This is a genomic window from Bradyrhizobium sp. AC87j1 (assembly GCF_002936975.1).
In the GTDB taxonomy this organism is placed as follows: domain Bacteria; phylum Pseudomonadota; class Alphaproteobacteria; order Rhizobiales; family Xanthobacteraceae; genus Bradyrhizobium; species Bradyrhizobium shewense.
In genome coordinates, this window is record NZ_PTFE01000070.1 from 15,790 (window position 1) to 37,465 (window position 21,676).

The following is a 21,676-nucleotide window of genomic DNA, read 5'->3' on the forward strand; positions in this document are numbered from 1 at the left end:
CGGGAACTGGGGAATGGATATGAAGAAGCTTTTGCTGGCTTCGGCTAGCTTGTTCGCACTCAGCGCGTTGGCACCGGCCTCGGCGGCCGATTTGGCGGCCCGCCCCTACACCAAGGCTCCGGTCGCGCCGATCGCGATGTACAATTGGAGCGGTTTCTACATCGGTATCAACGGCGGCGGCGCCTCGAGCCGCAACTGCTGGGACGTCAACAATATCTTCGGTGTTGCGGGTCCGGACACGGCTGAAGGCTGTCACAATGCGACCGGCGGCGTCGTCGGTGGCCAAGTCGGTTATCGCTGGCAGTCGGCCAACTGGGTGTTCGGCCTCGAAGCTCAGGGCGACTGGGCCAACCTGAAGGGCTCGAATACGAGCTTGGTGCTTGGACCGCTGGTCAACCAGTCCAAGATCGATGCGATTGGCCTGTTCACCGGCCAGGTCGGCTATGCCTGGAACAACGTGCTCTGGTACGTGAAGGGTGGCGCGGCTGTCACGCACGCCAAATATAATGGTCTGCTGGGCGGCGTCGTCCTCGATAGCGCGAGCGAGACCCGCTGGGGTGGCGCGGTCGGCACCGGCATCGAATTCGGCTTCGCACCGAACTGGTCCGTGGCGATCGAATACGACCATCTGTTCATGGGCAAGCGCAACAACTCGTTCACGACCCTCGGCGTCAACGACCGCATCGACCGGATCAAGCAGGACGTCGACATGGGCACCGTCCGCCTCAACTACACCTTCGGCGGCCCCGTGGTCGCCCGGTATTGATCTGAAGTCCTGATCGCTACGACGTCGCATCGTCACGAAAGGCCGGCTCGCGCCGGCCTTTTTGTTTTCGCGGCACCTTGCCGCGCAGTTCCGCAAAGCCCCTGCTGCCAGATGCCGCCAGCGCGCCAACATTCCGTTGACGATTCGCAAGTCCCACTGGAAATCCGTCTCCGTTCTTCCTACGTTCGCTGACAACCCCATCGGCGCCGATCCCGGTTCCGGGCGAGCGCGCCTTTTTTATTGGCGCGGTCGCGCACCCATGGGATTCCTTGAGGGCAACTCGGATGGATGAAGTGATCAAGGCGAAGCGCCAACAACAGAACGCGGGCTCCAGCCTGCGCGCAATTACGATCCGTGGCGCGCGCGAGCACAACCTCAAGAACATCGACGTCGAGATTCCCCGCGACAAGCTGGTGGTGTTCACCGGTCTCTCCGGCTCCGGCAAATCCTCACTCGCCTTCGACACGATCTACGCCGAGGGCCAGCGCCGCTACGTCGAATCGCTGTCGGCCTATGCGCGCCAGTTCCTCGAGATGATGCAGAAGCCTGACGTCGACCAGATCGACGGCCTGTCGCCGGCGATCTCGATCGAGCAGAAGACGACGTCGAAGAACCCGCGCTCCACCGTCGGCACCGTGACCGAGATCTACGACTACATGCGCCTGCTCTGGGCGCGCGTCGGCGTGCCCTATTCGCCGGCCACGGGCCTGCCGATCGAGAGCCAGACCGTCTCGCAGATGGTCGACCGCGTGCTGGCGCTGCCCGAGGGCACGCGCCTGTATCTGCTCGCGCCCGTCGTGCGCGGCCGCAAGGGCGAGTACCGCAAGGAGCTCGCCGAATGGCTCAAGAAGGGCTTTCAGCGCGTCAAGATCGACGGCACTTTCCATGAGCTCGCCGAAGCGCCGACGCTCGACAAGAAATTCCCGCATGACATCGACGTCGTGGTCGATCGTATCGTGGTGCGCGCCGACATCGGCCAGCGCCTCGCAGAGAGTTTTGAGACCGCGCTGAAGCTCGCCGAAGGCCTCGCCGTCGTCGAATTCGCCGACGCGCCGGCGGCGGCTCCCGCCGAAGAGAAGAAGAAGACCGCCAAGATCCACGACAAGAGCGGACCCGAGCGCATCCTGTTCTCGGAAAAGTTCGCCTGCCCGGTCTCCGGCTTCACCATTCCCGAGGTCGAGCCGCGCCTGTTCTCGTTCAACAACCCCTACGGCGCGTGTCCGGCCTGCGGCGGCCTCGGCGTCGAGCAGCATGTCGACGAAGACCTCGTCATTCCCGACAAGGAGCTCGCCATCGGCAAGGGCGCGATCGCGCCCTGGGCCAAGTCGTCGTCGCCCTATTACGTGCAGACGCTGACCGCGCTCGGCAAGCACTACAAGTTCACGCTGACCACCAAGTGGAAGGACCTGGCCAAGAAGACGCAGAACGCCATCCTCCACGGCTCCGGCGAGGACGAGATCAAGTTCTCCTACGAGGACGGGGTGCGCTCCTACGACACCAAGAAGCCGTTCGAAGGCGTCATCACCAACATCAACCGCCGCTACCGTGAAACGGAAAGCGAGTGGGCGCGCGAGGAGCTGGCGAAGTATTTCCACGACGTGCCCTGCGAGGGCTGCAAGGGCTTTCGGCTCAAGCCCGAGGCGCTCTGCGTCAAGATCGGCGGCAAGCACATCGGCGAGATTTCCGAGCTGTCCGTGAAGGGCGCCGGTGCATGGTTCGAGACCGTGCCTGAGGCGCTGAACGCGCAGCAGAACGAGATCGCCGGACGCATTCTCAAGGAGATCCGCGAGCGCCTGACCTTCCTGCTCGACGTCGGCCTCAACTATCTCACTTTGTCCCGCTCCTCCGGCACGCTGTCCGGCGGCGAGAGCCAGCGCATCCGCCTGGCCTCGCAGATCGGCTCGGGCCTGACGGGCGTGCTCTACGTGCTGGACGAGCCCTCGATCGGCCTGCACCAGCGCGACAACGCCCGCCTGCTCGACACACTCAAGCGGCTGCGCGACCTCGGCAACACCGTGATCGTGGTTGAGCATGACGAGGACGCCATTCTGCTCGCCGACCACGTTCTCGACATCGGCCCCGGCGCCGGCATGCATGGCGGCAACATCATTGCCGAAGGCACGCCCGCCGAGATCATGCGCAACCCGAAATCGCTGACCGGCAAGTACCTGACCGGCGAGCTCGAGGTCGAGGTGCCGGAGCGGCGCCCGCCGAACCACCGCCGCACCATCAAGGTGGTCAACGCGCGCGGCAACAATCTCAAGAACGTCACCGCCGAAATTCCGCTCGGCCTGTTCACCGCCGTCACCGGCGTGTCCGGCGGCGGCAAGTCGACGCTGCTGATCGACACGCTCTACAAGTCCATCGCCCGCAAGCTGAACAATGCCAGCGAGGGTGCCGCCCCGCATGACCGCATCGAGGGCCTCGAGCACATCGACAAGATCATCGACATCGACCAGTCGCCGATCGGCCGCACCCCGCGCTCCAACCCCGCGACCTACACCGGCGCCTTCACGCCGATCCGCGAATGGTTCGCTGGCCTGCCCGAGTCCAAGGCGCGCGGTTACGAGCCCGGCCGTTTCTCCTTCAACGTCAAGGGCGGCCGCTGCGAGGCCTGCCAGGGCGATGGCGTCATCAAGATCGAGATGCACTTCCTGCCCGACGTCTACGTCACCTGCGACGTCTGCAAGGGCAAGCGCTACAACCGCGAGACGCTGGAGGTCCTGTTCAAGGGCAAGAGCATCGCCGACGTGCTCGATATGACCGTCGAGGAAGCTGCCGAGTTCTTCAAGGCAGTGCCGCGCGTGCGCGAGACTTTTCAAACCTTGCACCGCGTCGGCCTCGATTACATTCACGTGGGCCAACAGGCGACAACACTCTCGGGCGGTGAAGCGCAACGCGTCAAATTGGCAAAAGAGCTGTCCAAACGCGCCACCGGCCGCACGCTTTACATCCTGGACGAGCCCACCACCGGCCTGCATTTCCACGACGTCAAAAAGCTGCTGGAAGTGCTGCACGAGCTGGTCGCGCAGGGCAACACGGTCGTCGTGATCGAGCACAATCTCGAAGTCATCAAGACCGCCGACTGGGTCATCGACCTCGGCCCCGAAGGCGGCGACGGCGGCGGCGAAATCGTCGCCTGGGGCCCGCCCGAAGACATCGCGAAGGCGCCGCGGAGCTACACCGGCAAGTTTCTGGAGCCGGTGTTGAAGAAGGCGAGGAAGCCGAAGCGAAGGAGCACGAGCGAGGCGGCGGAGTAGCAACGTTGGATCAAAGCGGTCGGGCGCGGATGAGTGAAGGTAATTGCGCCACTGCTCTTCCCGCGAGACCGTAAGTTACGCGTCGTAACCAACGAACTGGCAGACTCCAGAGAAGGACCGACATGTCCGCAGGCCTTGTGCAGACCTACCGCGCCTTCGCCCACAACAATGCCTGGGCCAACCATCGGCTGCTCTCGGCTTGCGACGCGCTGTCCCAGGCTGAATTCGAAGCCCACCGCACCGGCTTCTTTCCGAGCCTGCAGCGCACCCTGAACCATATCTATGTCATCGATCTCTTCTATATCGATGCACTGGAGGGTGGCTGGCTCGGACCGGCGGCCTGGAAGAACGACGTGCCGTACCCTTCCCTTGCCGCGCTGAAGCCCGCTCAAGCTGCGATCGACAAGCGGCTGATCGCCATCTGCGATACGCTGACGCCCGCACGACTCGATGACATCGTGAAGATCAATCGCGACACGCAGGTGCAAACCGAGCGCCGCGACCGGCTCCTCATGCATCTCTTCCAGCATCAGATCCATCATCGCGGACAGGCGCACGCCATGCTGTCCGAGACGGCCGTCGCCCCGCCTCAGCTCGACGAGTTCTTTGCCGAGGGAGAAGCCCCGCTCCGGGCCGCCGAGTTCGCTGCGCTTGGCTGGACCGAGGAGACAGTGTGGAAGTCGACATAGTCGTGTCTTGCTACGCTACCGAACCTCAACGAGGTTGGGCGCGATGGCGCGCTTGGCCATCTCCTCGCGTTCGGACGCAAAGGAACGAGTAGTCCTGCATCGGTCCCCAATCGATGCGTAGCGTCCCTTATCGCCGATCGGGTTCGACGGCGTTCCGGAGAGGTCAATCTCCCAGTAGTATGACACGCACACCTGATGGTCGGATGGCACTGTGCGGCACGTCCTTGGTGGGCCGGGATCGCACTGTCTTGAATCGCGGTAGAAATAGATCGGCACGTCTTCGCACGCGACGCTCCATTTCCAGATCGTCTTGGTAATCGCACAGCTGTCAGGGTGCAGCGTGTATGCGGTGCTGAGCTCCGGCACATTTATTTCCGCGAGCGATAGTCGCATTGCCTCTTCGGTTGACGGGGCGGTGATCACCTTAGCAATCGTCCAGCCGACTCCGGCAATGCCGATTGACGCAATTACACCAATCAGAATATGCCATTCTGCACGCCGCTGACCTTCTTGTGCAGCATTATCCATTTGCACCGACCCTTTCGACAAGGCGGCCCAAGATATAGCAAATCGGGTCGGATAGACGAGCGAAGGACGTTGCGTTTCTCGCGCCTTCGCTTAACGTTCTCATAACGAATGCCCTACGCCCTCGCCATCTTCGATCTCGACGGTACGCTGGCCGACAGCTTTCCGTGGTTCCTGCGCACCGTCAACGACATCGCCGACCGCTTCGGCTTTCGCCGCGTGCGGGATGAGGACGTCGAGGAGCTGCGGCATGCCTCGACGCGGGAGATCCTCTCCCGGCTCGAGGTGCCGCTTTGGAAGCTACCGGCAATCGCGCGGCATGCGCGGCGGCTGAAGGGAGAGGCAGCTAGCGAGATATCGCTGTTTGCGGGCGTCGAGGCGATGCTGCGGACGCTGGCGGACAACGGCGTGCAGCTCGCGCTGGTGACGTCCGACAGCGAGGCCAATGCGCGCGAGAAGCTTGGCGGGGCCGCCGCGCTGTTCTCGCATTTCGACTGCTCGGCCTCGCTGTTCGGCAAGCCCGCGAAATTCCGCCGCGTCATCCGGCGCGCCGGCGTCGAGCCCGGCCAGGTCATCGCGATCGGCGACGAGGTGCGCGACATCGAGGCGGCACGCAGCGTCGGGATTGCCTGCGGCGCGGTGTGCTGGGGCTATGCGGCACCGGCAGCGCTGCGGGCGCTGGGGCCGGATCATGTGTTTGAGCGGATGGACGAGATTGCGGACGCGGTGTGCCGCCATCGTAGGGCGGATTAGCGAAGCGTAATCCGCCGATCGATCGTCGATGCAAGATGGCGGATTACGCTTCGCTAATCCGCCCTACACACCCTACTCCGTCCTGCGCAGGAACGCGCCGAACGCGCGCGGACCGTCGCCGGTCTTGATCTCGCCGATCACCTTAAGATCAGTCGCGTCGATGATGCTTAGCGTGTTGCTCTCCCAGCACGCCACGATGACGCGCTTGCCGTCGGCGGTCGCCGCGATGCCTTCGGGATAGTCGCCGACATTGATGCGCTTGATCGGCTTCAAACTCGCCAGATCGAACACGCTGACGGTGCCGCCATATTGGTCGGTGACGAAGCCGCGGCCTAGCGTCAGCGCCACCGCGTAGGGGCGCATCCCGACCGGCACACGGCCGATCTCGCGCGCTTCTGCAATATCGATCACGGAGACGTCGTCGGAGCCGACATTGGCGGTGTAGGCGCGCTTGCCGTCGGCATCGATGGTGACGCCGAATGGTCGGGGGCCGACCTTGATCGTCGCCTTGCGCTGACGCGTCGTCGTGTCCACGACCGAGACGCTGTCGTCGTCGCGGTCGGCCGAGAGCAGCAGCTTGCCGTCAGGCGTCACCGCAAGGCCCGACGGCGAGGCGCCGACCGCAATGCTGGCCGTGACGCTGCGCGAGGTCGCATCGATCACCCGCACCGCCGCCGCGTACCAGTCCGCGACATAGACGGTCTTGCCATCGGGCGCCACCGCAATGCCGAGCGGTCCGCCGCCGACCTCGATCCGCCCCGTCACCTGCCGCGCGGCCGCGTCCACCACCGTCACCGCCTTGGCATCGGGGCTCGTCACATAGGCAAACCGCCCGTCGGCGCTGACGGCAACGCCCGCCGGCTTGCCGCCGATCGGGATGATCGCGACGCCGCGCGAAGTGGCGAGATCCACGACCATCAGATCGTCGCTGAGCTGGTTGGTGACGAACGCCTCCTCGGCAGCGGCGCTGCCGAGGCAGGCATGACAAAGACTGGCGGCGAGCGCCGCCAGAACCAGCATCCGCACGATCAGCTACCGCTCTCGATCTTCTTCTTCAGGGCTTCGAGGCCGGTCTTGTAGAGCCCGCTCACGGCCTTCACCGAGGCCTCGTCGCTCAGCTCCGGCGGCGGATCGTTGTTGGGAAAGCCGCGGTAGAACGCCCCGGTCCATTCCAGCTTGGACTTGCCGTCGGAAGCCGGCGACACCGTCAACGTCGAGGAATAATTGGTCACCGGCAGCACCTTCACGTCGACCTTGGTAATCCGGTACGAATAGCTCATCATGTCGGGTTCGTATTTGTAGAGCTCCTCATCGACAGTCGCCCCGCCCGTCAGCGTCAGCTGGCGCGTTGCGCCGATCTCGTTGCCCTTCTCGCCGGTGGTCTTGGTGACAGGCGGAAGCCAGCCCATGTCCTGGAAGTTGCGGATCGCGGCCCAGACCTTGTCCTGCGGCGCGTTGATCTCGATGGATTCCCGCACCTTCTGCCGGGTCGGCCCATGCGCCCAAGCCGCCGGTGAAAAAACCGGACCCAAGGTCGCCGTCAAGCCTGCCGCCCCAACCACAGCCAGCGCCGCAGCCATGGCCGTGCGCCGTCCAATCGTCACCCTCATCTCGTTTCCTCATACGTCCAGTTGATCGTGCGCGACTTGGAATGCGCGCTGCGGCCATCCTAGCGTATTTTGGGGCCGAGGGGAGACCGGTTCGTGGCGCCGTTGCGGCGGAGCTTGGTACGCCCCACAAGCTGTTGCGCTTCCTGGCGGGCAAAACACCCATAGAAGGGTCAACGCCGCCGAATCGAAATATTTCTCTTTATCAGAATTTCGGATTATCGTATAGACGATTATCCCAACCCGGCCGAGGGGCGCATCGCGATCGTCACGACACGCGGGATGGGACGTGGTGGACGCAGGCGGCGTCGGCGCGAAGGTGGTTGCAGGGCGGGTCACACCGTGAGCAAGGACTAACGCGCACACGACCGGTGCAGCCTGCGTACGGCAAAATCGTGTGGTCCTGGCGCCCGGGGTCTGTGCGCCAAGTGTTGCGGTGATGTTGCGGCCCGACCGGGCGCGCGCATCAGCCATCCGCAAGGCGACGGGGGCAATAGTGCATCGCTCCCCGGGGAGAGCACGACATAAGCCGTAAAGCCACTGCGCAGGGAAGGCCGGATGTTTGGCTTCACCTATATGCCGCTGTCCAGCTTTTTTAAAGCACACGCTTTCGCACAGTGGACCGCGGGTGCCAGCCGGCACCCGGCCTTCCCTGCGCCCTCGGCGTTCTCGAGGGCGGCAAGTGAAGCAAAAGCTCGGGCAGATCATGCCGCGAGAAGGAAAAGGTGTGCGTGTGATCTGGATCGGCTTGCGAAACGAATTCGACGCTGGTGGCCCGGACGCAGCACAGCGCGCCGCGTCTTCGCGGCGTGGTGCGCTGCAGAGCCGGGGCCCATTTCGCAGCGACATGCGCGGCTTCTGGGTCCCGGCTCTGCGCCGCAACGCCATAAGCGCGTTTACGCGCGTCTTCGACGCGCTATGCGCGTTGCAGCTTGTCCGGAACACGAGAGTGGAGGATGCAGCAGCTCCACACACCGTCATTGCGAGCGCAGCGAAGCAATCCAGAATCTTTCCGCAGAAGCACTCTGGATTGCTTCGCTGCGCTCGCAATGACGAAGGAGAGAGAGAGAGCGGCGGTCGCGTCTTCGATCATTCCCCCAGCGTCGCCTCGACGAACCCGTGCGGATCCGAACAAAACTCGCGCATCAGCTGGTAGTGATCCGTCGCCTCGACCGTCACCGGCTCCAGCCCGTATTTCCCGAGCCGCAGCAGCCGCGCATTCGGGTAAGCCATCAGCATCGGCGAGTGGGTCGCCATGATCACCTGGCAGATCCGGGAATCCTCCATGCGTCGCAGCAGCTTCAAAAACTCGATCTGGCGCGCCGGCGAAAGTGCCGATTCCGGCTCGTCGAAGATGAAGATGCCCTGGCGCTGACAGCGCTCCTCGAAAAAGCGCAGGAAGCCTTCGCCGTGGGAGTGCGACAGGAAATCGGGACCGACCTGGCCGGCATCACGCGCGGCCTTGTCCAGATATCGCGCGACCGAGAAAAAGCTCTCGGCACGAAAGAACCAGCCATTGCTGATCTTCGGCAGCCAGCTCGCGCGAAGCGCCTTGCCGAGTTGGCCGCCCATCTTCTCGCGCGCCTCGGAATGGTCGACCGGCATATACCCCTTGCCGCCCCCGGCATCGTCGTAGCCGGCGAGCGATGCGATGCCCTCGAGGATCGTCGACTTCCCGGTGCCGTTCTCTCCAACGATAATCGTGATGGCGGCGTCGAAACTGAGCTCGAAATCATCCGGGAAGATGGGCAGGCAAAACGGATATGCCTTGCGATCGTGAACTTTCGACGGGTCGAGCCAGACCCGCTTCAGATACGGCGCCGGCAGGTTGATCGTGCGATGACCTCGCCGGCTCATAGCCGCATCTCCGTCCGTTCCGCCACCGGCATTCTAGGTCGGAACGTAACGGGAACAATAGTGCTACGCAAGTGGCGGGAGCTCCCGGCGCGGCCCCGGTCGCGGCTAGTCCAGCGCCTCCAGCACCAGCTCCATCGTCATCAACACGGGGTTGTCGCCGCGGACCAAGCGCCCCTCGGCGATGCCGCCGGTGTAATCGATCAGGGCGACGTCGAGCGCCGCTTCCAGCGCGCCGGCGGCATCGGGCACGATCAGCCCGGTCGTTACCGCAAGCTCGGTCGCAAACGGCTCGGTCACGCCGCCATGGCTGAAGCGCGCGCCGATGGTCGAGCCGACGCCGCCATGGATCTTCGCGCGCCCGATGCCGTGCGCGCGGCAGAATTCTTCAAGGGAGCCAGCAAAATCATGATTGGGGCGCAGCCGCAGCGCGAAGGCGCGGCTCATGGCGCGTGCGCCGCTGCGCGCGGCCGCCACCGGCCCGAACAGCTTGAAATTGGTCTCGGGATCGGGCTCGGCGGTGAACATCGCGCCATCGAGGCCGAAGGCTTCGACCTCGAACGGCTCGGCGACAACAGTCTCGTCCGGCAGCATGTGGCCACCGCTCGACTTGCCGCCTGCCTCCGTCCACAGCCCGTGGCAGTGAAAGAACGGCGCCCCGTCGCGCGTGCCGAGCGTCATGGAGCCGACCCTCGTGCGCGTCACGCCGCCGGGCCGGTACGTGTCGCTGTAGAACGCCGCGTTCTCGCCGGTCTTCGACAGCGCCGGCATGACATAGGCGAAAGGCCCGAGCGCGCCCTGCCTGAAGTTCAGCACGCCGCTGGTGAAACCTTCGGCCGCAAAGCCGCGCCGCGCGGCTTCCAGCAGCGGCAGACCTGCCGGAAGCGTAAACGAGAAGGCGCGCCCCCTCGCCTCCACCCATTGAATGCGTTCCGCGATGGGCGCGCCCGGCTGCTTGATACTCCGCATCACCTGCGCTCAGCCTGCCTTCGTCTTGTCGAGATCGAGCAGCCCGCGCGCCTCGAGCTCATCACGCACCATGCGCTTCGGCACCTTGCCATAGCCGGATTTCGGCAGCGCCTCCCAGAAGAAGAACCGCTTCGGCATCTTGTAGCGCGGCACCTTCGGCGAGAGGAACGCCGCCATTTCGGCTTCGCTCACCGCCTTCTCGCCGGCACGCGCCACGCAGACGGCGACGCCGACCTCGCCCCAGGTCGCATCGGGTACGCCGAGCACGGCGACCTCGCCGACCGCGGGATGCGTCAAGATCTTCTCCTCGATCTCGCGCGGATAGATGTTGGAGCCGCCGGAGATGTACATGTCGGAGGCGCGGCCCGTGATGTAGACGAACCCCTCCTCGTCCATGTGGCCGAGGTCGCCGGTGCGGAACCAGCCGTTGCGGAACGCCTTCGCATTGGCTTCGGGATTGTCGTAATAGCCTGCGAGCACCGCCGGCCCGATCACGCAGATCTCGCCGCTCTGGTTGGCCTCGAGCTCGCGGCCCTCGTCGTCCTGGATCGAGACCTGCATGCCGGTGCGCTCGAAGCCGCAGGTGCCGATCTTGGCGTGCGGGCCGTCCTCGGGATCGTGCAGCGCTGCCGGCAGCACGGTGATGTTGCCGGTGACCTCGCCGAGGCCAAAATACTGCACGATGACCTTGCCGAGCTTCTTCAGCGCGGTCTTCTGATCCTCGCGATACATCGGTGCCCCCGCATAGATCACGTGACGCAGCGAGGAATGATCGTATTTGTCGACGGCGGGGTGCTCGACCATCATCTTCAGGATCGTCGGCACCGTGAAGAGATTGGCGACCCGATGGGTCTCGATCAGGCGGAACGCCTCGTTGATGTCGAATTTCTCGGTCGGCAACAAGACAGTGCAGACGCCGCGCGCGGTCTGCACCAGTTGATGCACGCCGGCGCCATGCGACAGCGGCGCCACCACCAGCGAGGCGTCGTTCTCGGTGACGCCGGGCGTCAGATCGGCCAGATGGTTGGTGATCACAAAGCCCATCTGGCCGTGGGTCAGCACCGCGGCCTTGGAGCGGCCGGTGGTGCCCGAGGTGAAGAAGAACCAGCAGGGATCGTCGTGTTCGACAGCGACGTTCGCGACATTGGCGCCGGCCTGCGAGGCCATGGCCTCAGCAACCGAGCGCTCGCCGAACGCGCCCTTGCCGTCGACGCTCCAGGTGAACTCGAGCGCGCCGCCTTTCACGGCCGCCGCATGCTCGGGAAAATCGACATGGCACAGAAACGCCTTGGCCCCGGAGGCCTCTGCGAGATAGGTGACCTCATCCGGCATCAGGCGGAAATTGGTGGGCACCCAGACCGCGCCGAGCCGGAACGCGGCGAACATCGAGAAGTACATCTCGTCGCCATTCTTGGAATGGACCAGGATACGGTCGCCCATGGCAATGCCACGCGCGGCGAGCGCTGCGGCCAACGCCGAGACCTGCGCGTCGATCTCGCGCCAGCTCCAGGATTTGTCCCCCCAGACGAAACCGGGACGCGCGCCATGCCGCCGGGCATTCTGGGTCAGCATGTAAGCGAGATTCATGACGCGGCGCGACATGCGCAGGGGCTGCATGGGGTTTCCTCTTCGAGGGCGGACGGCGCGCTGGCCGCCGGCTCATTGCAGCCCATTTATCGCCATCGCCCGCGCCCCTGCAAGGCCGCCGGATGCACGGCTCCCCTACGGCTGCTTGAACGCAAACGGCGTCGCCGTGATCGCCTTCTGCTTGACGCAGGTCTGCGGACCAAAGCCGCCGCAGAAGCTGCCATGAAGATCGAAGCGGACGGTGCGCGCAGCGCCGCGCTTCATCGGCGGGGCCATGATCTTATAGCGGAGGACATAGCCGTCAAACACCGGGCGAACGTTGCCGTCCGGCAGCGTCACCAGGATGTTGATGACGCAGCCGCCAGTTCCGCAATAGGTCGTCTCGCGATCGCCGCATTTGGTGTCCTGGAAATCGACGATGTAGTCGTCGCGGCCGTCACAGGTCAGGTCGATCTTGCGCACCGTATCAGGCGCAAAGGTCACCTCGCCACCGTCCTGGCTGGTGCATTCCTCATTGGCGTAGCGCAGTGCCTTCTGCACGCCGGGCGGATAGTCGGAGGGATCGAACGGCTTTGCATCCTCCGCGCGCGCGGCGGAGACGAACAGAGCGAGCAGAAGCATCAAATAGCGCATGCGCGTTTGTCGCCGGCGCGGCCGCAACCGTTCAGGGAATTTTAAACATGATCGGCGCACCCTCGCTCAGTTCTCGCGTACAGAGTGCCGCATCATGGTCAAAGCGCCCGCCTTCCTCCTGTTGTCGCTGGCGCTCGCCGGATGTGCCGTGGCGCCACAGGCGCATCTTGCCTCCGATCCCGCGTTCAAGCCTGCACGTTATGCCTGGGATGGCGCCGGCGAGGATCCCAATCGGCCGCGGGCAGCCGCACAGCCAGCGCGGACCGCGGCCCGATCCGAGCAGAACGGCTCGCAAGCCGGGCTTCAGCCCCGCTCGAAGGAATGGTGGCAGGCGCAGGACGGCAGCGACGCCGAGCAGGATGCCAGGGTCAATCGCTCCCTGGTCATCTGCCAGGGGTGCCTGCGCCCGCCGCAGCAGCCCGAAGATTCCAGGCTCGCCAAAGCGGCTGATTGAACCGAACGACCTCAACATCGGAAACCGGCCGGCGCGACCGTGCGTTATGACTTGGTGCGCGAGGCTGGCAGTTAGAGGGTCGACAACATGAGCAACGTCATCAACAACAAGGACCATTGCCGCTACGAACTCGCGGTGGAAGGCCATCTTGCGACCGAGCATTACAAGCTCGATGGCAACGTGATCACCTTCGAGCACACCGACGTGCCGAAGGAGCTCGGCGGCAAGGGCGTCGGCTCAAAACTGGTGCAAGGCGCGCTCGACCAGGTCCGCGCGGCCGGATTGAAACTGATCCCGCAATGCCCGTTCGTGAAGGCATGGATCGAAAAGCATCCGGCCTATGCAGATCTCGTGGCGAGGTGAGAGCACAGGCCCGCCGCCCGTAGCCAGCGGGCCTGCCGACATCCACGGCCTATCGTCCGTGCTTGAGCATGTCCTGATCATTCAGATCCCAGTCCTGCCACAGCTGAAGTATGCCCAGCAGCACCACCGCCGCGCCGAGGCTCGTGTGGTAGATGCGGAGAAAGCCGTCAGCGGAATAGCCGAGGGCGTAAGGCGAGGCGATGAGCCACAGTCCGACGAGGATCGTCGTCACCTCTTGCCAGCGCTGCAAGGCGACATATTCGAGCTGGCTGATGCCAAATACGATCAGGCCGATTGCGACCGTATTCAGGATCGCCGTCGGGTGCCCGGCAATCGCCGGATCCTGGATGGGAAACCACGGCGAAGCCACGATGAGCGCGCCAAGCAGCATCCCGCACCAGTCTTCCCATGTTCGATGAGTATTCAAGAAACCAAAGTCCGACATCGTAACCTCCTACAAAGAGGCATACGTCTGCGGCTGGCAATCATGACACTCCGAATGTCTAGCGACCCTGCCGGCCGCATTCGGGCGTATGTCCTTAAGAGGACGTGGGAGCCGCCGTGGAACTTGCAAGAGTGGCGCCGGTAATTATTGGAGCTGGCGTGGTGTTCGCCAGCGATGACGTCTCATACTGCAGTGCAGCTACAGGCACGCGCGTTTGCAGATATCTGCCGTGCGGCAGGCTCCCCTGGCCGCGCCTTGCCAGGGACGGGGACGGGCTCCTAGATCAACGCGTCAGACGCACGTCGGAAGGATCTTGCATGGTGACATCGGTACGGGACAACAAGGACAGGAGCCGCTTCGAACTCGATGTCGGCAGCGAGGTCGCTTTCGCCAATTACCGGCTGACCCCGACGGCGGTCATCATCACCCACACCGAGACGCCCCGCGCGCTGCGCGGCCGCGGCATCGCCTCCGAACTGATCAAGGGCGCGCTCGATTTGATCCGGCGCGACGGCCGCAAGGTGATCGCCGGCTGCGGCTTCGTGGTCGACTATCTCGACAGGCATCCGGAGGATGCGGATCTGGTCGCCTGAAAGCAAAAGGGCCCGCGAGATCGCGGGCCCCTGCGGCACGACCGGCATTCGGTCAGTGCTTGCGGTCAGGGCTTGCGGTCAGTGCTTGATCTCAGGCGGCAGCTTGCCGCCATTGGCGGCGAGCTTGGACATCACCTGCTTGTGCAGCCAGACGTTCATGCTGGCGGAGTCATTCATGTCGCCGCTGTAGCCGAGCTCCTTGGCGAGATCCTTGCGCGCAGCGAGGCTGGAATCGATGTCGAGCGCCTTCATCAGGTCGACGATCGAGGTACGCCATTCCAGCTTCTCGCCCTTGTGCGCGGCCACCGCCTTGTCGACGATCGCCGCCACATCGACCGCGGCCATCGGCGCGGAAGCCGGCGCTCCCGGCGCGGCCCCTGCGGGCGCACTGCCCGGCGCTGCGCCACCGGCGGGCGCGGCGGAAGCCGGCTGGCCGCCGAAGATCGCGCTCATGATTTTCCCGAAAATGCTCATGTCTGCTCCCCGAAAAGGATCCGTTGGAAGGGCCTTGAGTGGCACTTATAGACCAAGTTACTACGTAGCGCCCGCGAAGTTCTGCGAACCACCACACAGCATCAGCTTATCTGCGGCGAAATGACGGCCGAATGACATCGTCGAGGTTGCGATGCGGCATCGAATTTCACCCAAGCGTGAGGGACAGGACTCGGAAATGGGCGTACGGTTGCAGTTCAGTTCGCGACGCCATCCGGAATTCTCTGGTCGGGATCGCGGGACTTAAGAGAATGGCGGCCGCTCGCGCCGTTTGCCGGCGCCGAATTCGGCCGCTCGGCAAGGGAGCTAGCGACCATGGCCACACTCTACCAGGGCAATGTCCCCACGATGGCCCAGCCCACTGATGCGGCTGGACCGGTGATCCGAACCATCCAGCTGTCCGATCTGCACGATGCGCTCAGGCGCGGCTGGGAAGATTTCAAGGCCGTGCCGAGCCACGCCATCCTCCTCTGCGTGATTTACCCGGTGCTCGGCCTCGTGCTCGCCCGCGTGGTGATGGGCTATTCGGTGCTGCCGCTGCTGTTTCCACTCGCCGCCGGCTTCGCCCTGATCGGCCCCTTCGCGGCACTCGGTCTTTACGAGCTCTCCAGCCGGCGCGAACGCTATGAGGAAGCCAGCGCGTGGGATGCGATGGAGGTGCTGCGCTCGCCTTCGTTCGGGGCGATGCTCGGCCTCGGCACATTGCTGCTCGCGCTGTTCGTAACCTGGGTTGCGACCGCGCAGGCGATCTATGTTGCGGCGTTCGGCTATGAGGGCGTCACCGGAATCTCGGACTTCATGACGCGCGTGCTGACGACGCAGCAGGGCTGGTGGCTGATCGTGGTCGGCTGCGGCGTCGGTTTCCTGTTCGCGCTCGCCGCGCTCTGCATCAGCGCCGTGTCGTTCCCCTTGATGCTGGATCGCCATACCGGCGCGTTCGAGGCGATGAGCACCTCGCTGCGCGTGGTCGCGAGGAACCCGGTGCCGATGGCGGCCTGGGGCCTGATCGTGGCGGTGCTGCTCGCGCTCGGCACCATTCCAGCCTTCGTCGGCCTCGCCGTGGTGATCCCCCTGCTCGGCCATGCCACCTGGCATCTTTACCGCAAGGTGATCGTCTCGGAGCCCGGTGCACGTCCGGTGCCGCCCCCGCCGCATCGTCCGCGCAAGCCGGCTGCCGACTTCCCGGCCAACCTCTTCCCCTGGCGTAACAGGACGGACGCCTGACGGTATCGTGACATCGATCCTGCCCTGGTTCGGGCAGGATCGTGGCCTGTCGCACGCCTTGCTTTGGCCGCGGTTCAGACCGAGATTGCGCCGGCCGGCCAGATCGCTTCACGGAATTCATTACCTCGAATGACCTCGACGATTTCTCGTCTCGCTCTCGCAGCCTTCGCCCTCTCCGCGTCAATCCTGTCCGCCCAGCCAGCGTTCGCCGCGGTTGCCTGCGGCTCGGGTAATTTCGATGCCTGGCTTGCGGACTTCAAGACCGACGCTGCGGCCAAGGGCATCTCACAACAGGCCATTGCATCGGGTCTCGCCGGGGTGACGCTGGATCAGAGCGTGCTCAACCGCGACCGCTCGCAAAAGGTCTTCGCCCAGACCTTCGAGGAATTTTCCGGCCGCATGGTGCCGCCGCGCCTGGAGCGAGGGTCCAACAGGATGAAGCAGTACGGCTCGGTGCTGTCGCGGATCGAGCAGACCTATGGCGTTCCCGGTGAGGTCCTGGTCGCGATCTGGGGCCTGGAGACCGATTTCGGCGTCAACACCGGCAAGTTCGCCACGATCCGGTCGCTCGCATCACTGGCCTATGACTGCCGGCGCGCGGAGCAGTTCCGCGCCGAGCTACTCGACGCGCTGCGCATCGTCCAGCGCGGCGATCTCGCGCCAGCCGAGATGAAGGGCGCCTGGGCCGGCGAGCTCGGCCAGACCCAGTTCATGCCGTCGTCCTGGATGAAATACGCCGTCGATTTCGACGGCAACGGCAAGCGCGACCTCCTGCACAACGCGCCCGACGTGCTCGCCTCCACCGCCAATTATCTTGCCGGCTATGGCTGGCAGAAGGGCAAGGATTGGCAGCCGGGCAGTCCGAATTTCGCAGTGCTGCAGCAGTGGAACAAGAGCGAGGTTTATTCCAAGACCGTCGCCTATTTCGCCACCCAGCTGGCGCGCGCCCCTTAAGTGGGTCGCCCAAACGCGTAGGGCCGATCGCCCGGCGACCGGCCCTCTCTGGTGCGTCTACCTACCCGTTTACTTGCCCATGGTGGCGTGCATCGCCTTGTTCAGATGCGCGCCGCACGCGCCCATCTTGCCGTTGAGTAGCGAATCCTGGGCAGCCGCGATCTCCTTCTGCGCGACGAACTTGCTGTCACCGTCGGCCATGCTCTCGATCGCGGTCTCCGTCTTCTCCAGGTTGGCCGAGCTACAACCGCCCGCTGCGTGCTTGGCGGCCTGGGCCGGCGCGACGGCGAACGCGACGGCGGCAATTGCGATAACCCCGAGTAACTTCGTCATGATGTTACTTCCTTCTCTTGTTCTTGAAGCAGGACCAGCGACATTGCCGGATTCTGCGACATGACTTTCCCCCGGACGCGGCAACTTGCCGCAATAAATTCCCCGCGAGAATTGCGTGATGTTGCGCGCCACGCAGAGCCGCATGCGAAATTTCTGATTTTCATTACATCCCGGTAATCATCGCCACACGCTCGGCGTGTGTGCGCTGCGCTATGTGGGTGCGAATGGGCGGTTCCGCTGCATTCCCGTCGCCAAATCTGCTCCGGCTAAGCCTCTAGGACCATTTCGGGGCTGACAAGAAGTGAACTTAAATTCAAATCGGCGAGATCCTTCTCATGCGAATCACGCATGCCGGACTTGGGTATAGAAGCTGCCGACCGACTTGCCGGCGACGGGCACGCAACCTATTTCGGCTATGATCGATATCAAGCCGACTTCCCTTAAATCCATGATTTCACGGGAGCTTATTGCTGGATTCGGCCCATACAGCCCAAGCCTTGGGCGGGACTGGCGAGAGGTTAAGCGTCCCTTACTCACGGTATGCGCTAGTCGCTTAGCTGCATCGCAACATCGGAACTTTCGCACTGCACCACTCTCACCTATATTCATTTCAACGATGCAGCCCGGGCAAGGGCTGAATCGAACTACAGGAGACTACCAATGCTGCTCTCGCTCATCCGCATGATCCAGGCCTTCCGGGACTATCAGCGCAATGTTGCCGAGCTGTCCCAGCTCAGCGATCGCGAACTGGCCGATATCGGCCTCGATCGCTCGGACATCCCGCGCGTTGCCGCCGGTCAGTACCAGGGCTGATATCGTTCAGCCCTTCACCGGAACGGACCGATAGCGCCCGCCTCGTGCGGGCGTTGTCGTATCTAGCCGCAGAAAACTCAATCTCGGCGATTCCACTCCCCGCCGAAAAGCGCTACCTGTCCGCCCCATGACAGGACCTCAATCCAACATCGTGCACGTGATCGGCGCCGGCCTTGCCGGCTCTGAAGCCGCCTGGCAGGTGGCCAAAGCCGGCGTGCCCGTGGTGCTGCACGAGATGCGGCCGACCCGCATGACCGAAGCGCACCGCACCGACGGGCTCGCAGAGCTCGTCTGCTCCAATTCGTTCCGCTCGGACGACGCCGCCAACAACGCCGTCGGCCTGCTGCATGCCGAAATGCGCCGGCTCGATTCGCTGGTCATGCGTGCAGCCGACGCCAACCAGGTGCCTGCCGGCGGCGCTCTCGCCGTCGACCGCGACGGCTTCTCCGCGGCCGTCACCAAAGCGCTGAACGACCATCCCCTGATCCAGATCGCCCGTGGCGAGGTTGCAGGCTTGCCGCCGGCCGATTGGAGCAACGTCATCGTTGCAACCGGCCCCCTCACCTCGGCAGCGCTCGCCGATGCCATCCGCGAGCTGACCGACGAGAACGCGCTCGCCTTCTTCGACGCGATCGCGCCGATCGTGCACCGCGAATCCATCGACATGTCGGTGGCCTGGTTTCAGTCACGCTATGACAAGGTCGGCCCCGGCGGCACCGGCGCGGACTACATCAACTGCCCGATGACCAAGGAGCAGTACGACGGCTTCGTCGCCGCGCTCATCGCCGGCGAGAAGACCGAGTTCAAGGAGTGGGAGACCAACACGCCCTATTTCGACGGCTGCCTGCCGATCGAGGTGATGGCGGAGCGCGGCCCCGAGACCTTGCGCCACGGTCCGATGAAGCCGGTCGGCCTCACCAACCCGCACGATCCCACGACCAAAGCCTACGCGATCGTGCAGCTGCGCCAGGACAACAAGCTCGGCACGCTCTACAACATCGTCGGCTTCCAGACGAAACTGAAGTATGGCGAGCAGCAGCGCATCTTCCGCACCATTCCCGGGCTGGAGAAGGCCGAATTCGCCCGCCTCGGCGGCCTGCATCGCAACACCTTCCTCAACTCGCCAAAACTGCTCGACGGCCAGCTGCGCCTGCGCGCGCAGCCGAGGCTGCGCTTCGCCGGCCAGATGACGGGTTGCGAGGGCTATGTGGAATCGGCCAGCGTTGGCCTGATCGCCGGTCTCTATGCAGCGGCGGACGCGCGCGGCGAGACGCTTGTCAGCCCGCCTGGCACGACCGCGCTCGGATCGCTGCTCGGCCACATCACCGGCGGCCATATCGAGACCATCGAGCCCGGCACACGCTCGTTCCAGCCGATGAACATCAATTTCGGTCTATTCCCACCGCTTGCGACCGCGCCGACGAAGAAGCCCGACGGCACACGCCTGCGCGGCAACGAGAAGACGGTGGCCAAGAAGCAGGCGATGAGCGCACTGGCACTCGCCGATCTCGATCGCTGGATCGCCGATCATTTGCGCATTGCCGCAGCCGCGTGAGTTCAAGATGAGCCTCCCCAAAGACGACGCCGCGACGCTCTCGGCGCGCTGGACCGAGGGCGTGCTGCTCAAGCGCGACGTGTTCTCGACCGTCGAGCGCGGGCGCTTCCACGGCCAGAGCGGCGAGGTCGATGCCGTGCTGCGACGGCTCGACGAGGTGCCGTGGTGGTCGTTTCTCCTGGCGCGCCATCTGTTCGCCCGCGAGAAGCACGCTCTGGCGCTCGCCAAAGGCCTCAACGTTGGTCCGGAGCTGCTGTGGGCCGGACGCCGTGCGCTGGTGCGCGGCTTCGTCGACGGCGTCGCTTTGCATCTGGCAAAGCCGCATGGCGACCTCGCCTATTTCCGCTCGGCCAAGGCGGCCCTGCGCCGGCTGCGCCGCGCCGGCATCTGCCACAACGATCTTGCCAAGGAACAGAACTGGCTGGTCGGCCGCGACGGCCTCGCCTATGTCACCGACTTCCAACTCGCCGCCTGCTTTGCACGGCGCGGCCGGCTCTATCGCATCCTCGCCTATGAAGACCTCCGGCATCTGCTCAAGCACAAGCGCTCCTACGCACCTGAGGCGCTGACGCCGCGCGAGCGAAAGATCCTTGCGAAGAAGTCATTCGCCGCCAGCCTGTGGCTTGTCACCGGCAAGAAGGTCTATCGTGCCATCACACGCGGCCTGTTCAACTTCACCGATCGCGAGGGCGGCGGCCGCAGGCTCGTGAACGACGCGCCGGTGCTGACCGAGCTGATCCGCAAAAATCCAGCCGTGCGCGACACCGCCATCGTGGCTTTCGCGGACCGCCGCTCCGGCGTCGGGCTCTATGCCTTCGTCGAAGCCGACCAGGTCACGCTCGAAGGCCAGTTGCGGAACGAGCTTTCGGCCGCCAAGGGGCCGAAACCGCCGGAGCACATCCAGGTGGTGCACGCGCTGCCGCGCGATGCCAGCGGCAAGCCGCGCACAGAGATCCTGCAACTGGTTGCCATGAACCAGCTCGACCTGATCGAGCCGATGATGAAGAACGACCAGGACCGCGCCTTCTTCAAGGACATCCTGGAACAGCGGAAGAACCTGCGCGACCGCTTCAATTTCGAGGCGGACCTACCAGCGAGCTGACGGGCGGTCTCGCCTTGAAGCGTCCACATTGGCGATAGAGAAGCGGTCGGACAAGTTAGGCTCGGCGGGGTCATGGGCACTCGGGGGACGATGATGCATCGCGTGGTTGGCGGCCTGATTGCCGGCCTTCTGCTGCTGGCGGCCGCGCCCGCAATGGCCGAGACCCCGGCCGAGCTGATCTCCAGCTTCCGCCTCAAGCACGGTGAAGTTCGCGTCGTCCGCGATTCCACCCTCGACCGCATCGCCATGGACCAGGCCCGCGCGATGGCGGCGAAAGATGACCTCAGTCACGACGCGCTAGGCCCCTTCAATCGCCGTGTCGCGCCCGCCGGCGCGGGGCGCGCCGCCGAGAACATCGCCTACGGCTACGACAATTTCGAGAAGACCCTGGGACAGTGGATCGACTCGTCCGGGCACCGCAAAAACCTGTTGCTGCACAACGCCTCCCGCGTCGGCATCGCCAACGCCAAAAATGCCAACGGCAAGCGCACCTACTGGGCCATGGTGATCGCGGGCGACTACGAGCCGAAGGGCAAGGGCAAGAAGAACAAGGACAAGGAGCCCCTCGTTGCCGTGAAACGAGAGGCGGCGCCTGCGAGCAAGCCCAAATCGAGCAACTGCCACGTCAAGCTGCTCGGCCTCTGTATCTGAGGCGAGCCAAAGCCATCTTGCTCGCGCCAGGCAACGCGCCTAATTCATGCACGA

23 protein-coding genes are annotated in these 21,676 nt (G+C 64.4%); 13 read left to right on the top strand and 10 right to left on the bottom strand.

Annotated elements, in window-relative coordinates; all coding sequences use genetic code 11:
- Positions 1–19: 19 nt before the first annotated feature.
- The 3 genes from CV770_RS28745 to CV770_RS28755 all read left to right on the top strand — a co-directional run bounded on the left by CV770_RS28745 (position 20) and on the right by CV770_RS28755 (position 4,715).
- Entirely contained in the window at positions 20–766 is a 747-nt protein-coding gene (locus CV770_RS28745; protein ID WP_104464796.1) for an outer membrane protein, read from the top strand.
- A 284-nt stretch (positions 767–1,050) separates the two neighbouring features.
- Positions 1,051–4,026, top strand: coding sequence for an excinuclease ABC subunit UvrA (gene uvrA / locus CV770_RS28750; protein ID WP_104464777.1), 2,976 nt, complete (start codon positions 1,051–1,053; stop codon positions 4,024–4,026).
- Between the two features lie 122 nt (positions 4,027–4,148).
- Positions 4,149–4,715: a DinB family protein gene (locus CV770_RS28755; protein ID WP_104464778.1), complete on the top strand. Its 567-nt coding sequence runs from the start codon at positions 4,149–4,151 to the stop codon at positions 4,713–4,715.
- Between the two features lie 15 nt (positions 4,716–4,730).
- On the opposite strand, the gene CV770_RS28760 is transcribed toward CV770_RS28755, so the two are convergent.
- Entirely contained in the window at positions 4,731–5,243 is a 513-nt protein-coding gene (locus CV770_RS28760; protein ID WP_146101372.1) for a hypothetical protein, read from the bottom strand.
- Positions 5,244–5,351: 108 nt separating this feature from the next.
- Between CV770_RS28760 and CV770_RS28765 the strand changes: the two genes are divergently transcribed.
- Entirely contained in the window at positions 5,352–5,993 is a 642-nt protein-coding gene (locus tag CV770_RS28765; protein ID WP_104464780.1) for an HAD family hydrolase, read from the top strand.
- Positions 5,994–6,065: 72 nt separating this feature from the next.
- Here CV770_RS28765 and CV770_RS28770 read toward each other — a convergent pair whose 3' ends face one another.
- The 6 genes from CV770_RS28770 to CV770_RS28800 form a co-directional block, all read right to left on the bottom strand.
- Entirely contained in the window at positions 6,066–7,019 is a 954-nt protein-coding gene (locus CV770_RS28770; RefSeq protein WP_104464781.1) for a YVTN family beta-propeller repeat protein, read from the bottom strand.
- 2 nt (positions 7,020–7,021) lie between these two features.
- Positions 7,022–7,603, bottom strand: a complete 582-nt coding sequence (locus CV770_RS28775) for an SRPBCC family protein (protein WP_091963315.1) — start codon at positions 7,601–7,603, stop codon at positions 7,022–7,024.
- 1,086 nt (positions 7,604–8,689) lie between these two features.
- Positions 8,690–9,457 (bottom strand): AAA family ATPase, encoded by a 768-nt coding sequence (locus CV770_RS28785; RefSeq protein ID WP_091963312.1) that lies wholly within the window; start codon positions 9,455–9,457, stop codon positions 8,690–8,692.
- Positions 9,458–9,562: 105 nt separating this feature from the next.
- Positions 9,563–10,423, bottom strand: a complete 861-nt coding sequence (locus CV770_RS28790; RefSeq protein WP_104464782.1) for a PCC domain-containing protein — start codon at positions 10,421–10,423, stop codon at positions 9,563–9,565.
- 9 nt (positions 10,424–10,432) lie between these two features.
- Positions 10,433–12,040, bottom strand: a complete 1,608-nt coding sequence (locus CV770_RS28795) for an acyl-CoA synthetase (protein WP_104464783.1) — start codon at positions 12,038–12,040, stop codon at positions 10,433–10,435.
- A 105-nt stretch (positions 12,041–12,145) separates the two neighbouring features.
- Positions 12,146–12,643, bottom strand: a complete 498-nt coding sequence (locus tag CV770_RS28800; protein ID WP_104464784.1) for a hypothetical protein — start codon at positions 12,641–12,643, stop codon at positions 12,146–12,148.
- 94 nt (positions 12,644–12,737) lie between these two features.
- Here CV770_RS28800 and CV770_RS28805 point away from each other — a divergent pair, with 94 nt between their 5' ends.
- The gene (locus CV770_RS28805; protein WP_104464785.1) at positions 12,738–13,097 is read left to right on the top strand and encodes a hypothetical protein; all 360 of its coding nucleotides are present in this window, start codon (positions 12,738–12,740) and stop codon (positions 13,095–13,097) included.
- Positions 13,098–13,184: 87 nt separating this feature from the next.
- A complete protein-coding gene (locus CV770_RS28810) occupies positions 13,185–13,460 on the top strand; it encodes a GNAT family N-acetyltransferase (protein ID WP_104464786.1) in 276 nt (91 codons plus the stop codon).
- Between the two features lie 49 nt (positions 13,461–13,509).
- Here the strand turns inward: CV770_RS28810 and CV770_RS28815 are convergent, their stop codons facing one another.
- Positions 13,510–13,905, bottom strand: coding sequence for an SPW repeat protein (locus CV770_RS28815; RefSeq protein ID WP_091963689.1), 396 nt, complete (start codon positions 13,903–13,905; stop codon positions 13,510–13,512).
- A 317-nt stretch (positions 13,906–14,222) separates the two neighbouring features.
- Here CV770_RS28815 and CV770_RS28820 point away from each other — a divergent pair, with 317 nt between their 5' ends.
- The gene (locus CV770_RS28820; protein ID WP_104464787.1) at positions 14,223–14,498 is read left to right on the top strand and encodes a GNAT family N-acetyltransferase; all 276 of its coding nucleotides are present in this window, start codon (positions 14,223–14,225) and stop codon (positions 14,496–14,498) included.
- 78 nt (positions 14,499–14,576) lie between these two features.
- Here CV770_RS28820 and CV770_RS28825 read toward each other — a convergent pair whose 3' ends face one another.
- Positions 14,577–14,972, bottom strand: coding sequence for a DUF3597 domain-containing protein (locus CV770_RS28825; RefSeq protein WP_165637606.1), 396 nt, complete (start codon positions 14,970–14,972; stop codon positions 14,577–14,579).
- 333 nt (positions 14,973–15,305) lie between these two features.
- On the opposite strand from CV770_RS28825, the gene CV770_RS28830 reads away from it, so the two are divergent.
- Together CV770_RS28830 and CV770_RS28835 are read left to right on the top strand one after the other, a co-directional pair.
- Entirely contained in the window at positions 15,306–16,214 is a 909-nt protein-coding gene (locus CV770_RS28830) for a DUF2189 domain-containing protein (RefSeq protein WP_104464788.1), read from the top strand.
- A 129-nt stretch (positions 16,215–16,343) separates the two neighbouring features.
- Complete coding sequence (locus tag CV770_RS28835) at positions 16,344–17,168, top strand: lytic murein transglycosylase (RefSeq protein ID WP_091963287.1); 825 nt, start codon at positions 16,344–16,346, stop codon at positions 17,166–17,168.
- Between the two features lie 69 nt (positions 17,169–17,237).
- Here the strand turns inward: CV770_RS28835 and CV770_RS28840 are convergent, their stop codons facing one another.
- Complete coding sequence (locus tag CV770_RS28840) at positions 17,238–17,501, bottom strand: hypothetical protein (protein WP_104464789.1); 264 nt, start codon at positions 17,499–17,501, stop codon at positions 17,238–17,240.
- A gap of 660 nt (positions 17,502–18,161) precedes the next feature.
- On the opposite strand from CV770_RS28840, the gene CV770_RS28845 reads away from it, so the two are divergent.
- From CV770_RS28845 to CV770_RS28860, 4 genes are all read left to right on the top strand, one after another.
- Positions 18,162–18,314 (top strand): DUF1127 domain-containing protein, encoded by a 153-nt coding sequence (locus tag CV770_RS28845; RefSeq protein WP_007590701.1) that lies wholly within the window; start codon positions 18,162–18,164, stop codon positions 18,312–18,314.
- A gap of 127 nt (positions 18,315–18,441) precedes the next feature.
- The gene (gene trmFO, locus CV770_RS28850; protein WP_091963280.1) at positions 18,442–19,869 is read left to right on the top strand and encodes a methylenetetrahydrofolate--tRNA-(uracil(54)-C(5))-methyltransferase (FADH(2)-oxidizing) TrmFO; all 1,428 of its coding nucleotides are present in this window, start codon (positions 18,442–18,444) and stop codon (positions 19,867–19,869) included.
- A 7-nt stretch (positions 19,870–19,876) separates the two neighbouring features.
- Positions 19,877–20,971 (top strand): serine/threonine protein kinase, encoded by a 1,095-nt coding sequence (locus CV770_RS28855; protein ID WP_201760087.1) that lies wholly within the window; start codon positions 19,877–19,879, stop codon positions 20,969–20,971.
- A gap of 93 nt (positions 20,972–21,064) precedes the next feature.
- Positions 21,065–21,622 (top strand): CAP domain-containing protein, encoded by a 558-nt coding sequence (locus CV770_RS28860; protein WP_201760088.1) that lies wholly within the window; start codon positions 21,065–21,067, stop codon positions 21,620–21,622.
- Positions 21,623–21,676: the final 54 nt, after the last annotated feature.